The organism is Luteimonas sp. A501 (assembly GCF_054052085.1).
Genome location: NZ_JBSVRI010000019.1, coordinates 1 through 2,568 on the forward strand (window position 1 = coordinate 1; position 2,568 = coordinate 2,568).

2 protein-coding genes are annotated in these 2,568 nt (G+C 58.4%); both read right to left on the reverse strand.

The window, feature by feature from the left end; translation table 11 throughout:
• Window positions 1–540 precede the first annotated feature (540 nt).
• Entirely contained in the window at window positions 541–924 is a 384-nt protein-coding gene (locus ACW7G5_RS14650) for a hypothetical protein (protein WP_457005733.1), read from the reverse strand.
• A 1,050-nt stretch (window positions 925–1,974) separates the two neighbouring features.
• The gene (locus ACW7G5_RS14655) at window positions 1,975–2,427 is read right to left on the reverse strand and encodes a hypothetical protein (protein ID WP_457005735.1); all 453 of its coding nucleotides are present in this window, start codon (window positions 2,425–2,427) and stop codon (window positions 1,975–1,977) included.
• Between the last annotated feature and the right edge of the window lie 141 nt (window positions 2,428–2,568).

Genomic DNA, 2,568 nt, shown 5'->3' on the forward strand with positions numbered 1-2,568 from the left:
AGGTGCTGCTGGGCCGACTGCCGATGCCTGCATCGCGCGTGCGAGGTGCAAACGCTGCGGATAAGCGATGCGCTACAGACTGCCTGGAACCCGGTAACAACAGTGCGGGAAACAAGGCCTAACGCCTGAATTAAGCCGTGCCGCGAAGCGGCATCGGCTTGAATGACTTGTTAGGCCGGCTGTGCCGACCACCTGATCCCACCGACAACCTTGCGCTCAGCATGACGCATTGCCTCCTCGATGGTCCTGTAACCAGGAGTGTCCGTGCTCGTAGGCTCGGTGGGGTCTAGCGCGCACCTGAACCTCCCGTAGTACAGAACGCCATCCTTGCTCATCTGCGCGGGAACTTGGCCCGGCTCGAGTCGGCCGTCTGCCCGATCGAATTCGTAGCCCCAATCGTAGTCGAGCGCGACAACGTCTACGGGCGTCTCAACTGTTCCGCCGTAAAGCCATGTCCCACGAGCAACGATGCAAAGTGTCATGCCGGCCTAACGCCAGAATTAAGCCGCGCCGCGAAGCGGCGTCGGCTTGAATGATTTGTTAGGCCGTCCGCAACTCATCGTCCCGCGCCAAAGCCTCACGAACTCCAGGAAGAGTGTATTCCTTCCATGGAACGGTCCCTGGCGGATAACGCGGCTCCAAGACCTCGCCGTCCTCAAAGGCGTAAAAGACCTCGAGTGCGAAGCCATTAAGAGAGCAGCCGCTTGCCCAGAAAAGGTCATTGATCGCGAAGTCCCCCGTATCGAAGTCGATCGTTCCTGCGACGAATCGCTCGGCAATCTTACGCGCAAAGGCATAGCAGAGATTCGCGGAGGACACGCCATGCTTCAAGCAGAGGGCGTCGAACGACTCTTTAAACAGCGCGCTGCTACCGTCGGTGACGGTCGAGTAGTGAGCAAGCAGTGTGTCGAGATCGCTGTGCACGGGCCTAACGCCAGAGTTAAGCCGAGACGCGTAGTGGAGCGAACCACATGGCAAGCTGTATCTACCATGTGGTTCGCGGAACGAAGCGGCTTCGGCTTGAACGACTTGTTAGGCCGCCGCACGCCGAGCTTGCGCCCGACCTTGCGACAGCCCAACCCCTGCCGGAACAGTACAACAAGTCCTGGCGGTGAGCGCGCGGCTGGCCTTGGCTGGGCCGAAGCCAAGGCCACGATTCGCGCGGCCCAGAACCACCACCGCTTCCCGGCCGAAGCCGACTCGGCAGGTCGAATCTTGCGGAGGGTCGCGCTTGTCCGAAGCCGAGGTGCCGCATGCGATTCTGCCGATACCACTCACTGCGCGTGCGAGGCGCCAACAGTGACAGATGAGCGGCGAACCTTATGCGACCGAAGATGCTGATCCGGCAGTGCGGGAAACAAGGCCTAACACCTAAGTTAAGCCGCGCCGCAGCGGGGCGTGAAGCACATGGCAAGCTTTTCCTGCCATGTGGTTTGCGCCCCGATGCGGTGTCGGCTTGAACGCATTGTTAGGCCCACCCTATACGCGAGGATTGAACTCGGTCAACGCGTACAAACACATGCTTACTCCAGGAACCGCAAGCAGCCGGGCTATAAATTGCTCTCGACCAGCTTGGGCGTAGGGTGGCAACAATGCGGCGCCAAGCACTAGAAGACCTCCGATCGGCACCAAAACTAGCGCGAACAACCAGAGAAGCACGAACCCCGCAAATAGGGCGGGAGAACGTTCGGAAACTTGCATGAACACCAACATTACGAGCCACGCGGCCGACGGCAGCGAACCAGCAGACGAGAACGCCAAGTTGTTGGTCGCCCTACCACTTTCTGCTGAGCAACGAAACACTAAGACGAACTGCAGTATGTGGCTCGCCCCCCATAGTCCAAGTACTAGCCAGAACTCATGCATAGGCCTAACGCCTGAGTTAAGCCGAACCGCGTAGTGGAGAAAAAGGCATGGCAAGCTTTTCCTGCCATGCCTTTGGTGTAACGAAGCGGTTTCGGCTTGAACGATTTGTTAGGCATCAGCGTCGTTAGCTTGCACGACTGGTGCCATGCGTGCCTCATACTTCTTGCCACACGCGATGCAGCACTTCACAAAGCGGTCCTTAGCTTCATATTGCAGGTTGTATTTCTTGTGCTTGACCTGCCAGCAATGTGCGCAGAGCGGCTCGCCGACAGCGTTCCCGGTCTCGTCAGCTTCGTAGTACACGTCTCGGTGTTTGACAAGCGCGCCTTTAGACTGGAAGGCGTCTTCTAGCTCAGCGAGAGATTTATCCTTTTCCGCGAGAAGCTGCTGGATTTCCACAACTTCCATCTTTGCGTCAGCGAGCGCGGCCATCATCTCGGCGAGCTTGAACTTCATCTCGGCGCGCTCGACCGAGAGGTCGGCGTCTTTTAGCGCCTTGGCGATATCCATGGCCGTCTTGATGTTGCCGAGAACGGCTGTGATTGTTGCAAGGTCCGCCACTGATCTCTCCTATGATGCCTAACGCCTGAATTAAGCCGCGCCGCGAAGCGGCGTCGGCTTGAATGAACTGTTAGCGCTTACACGCCTGACGCCCCACGTAGTCAGCGATGGATTGCGAGACGATTGGCGCCATATTTGGGT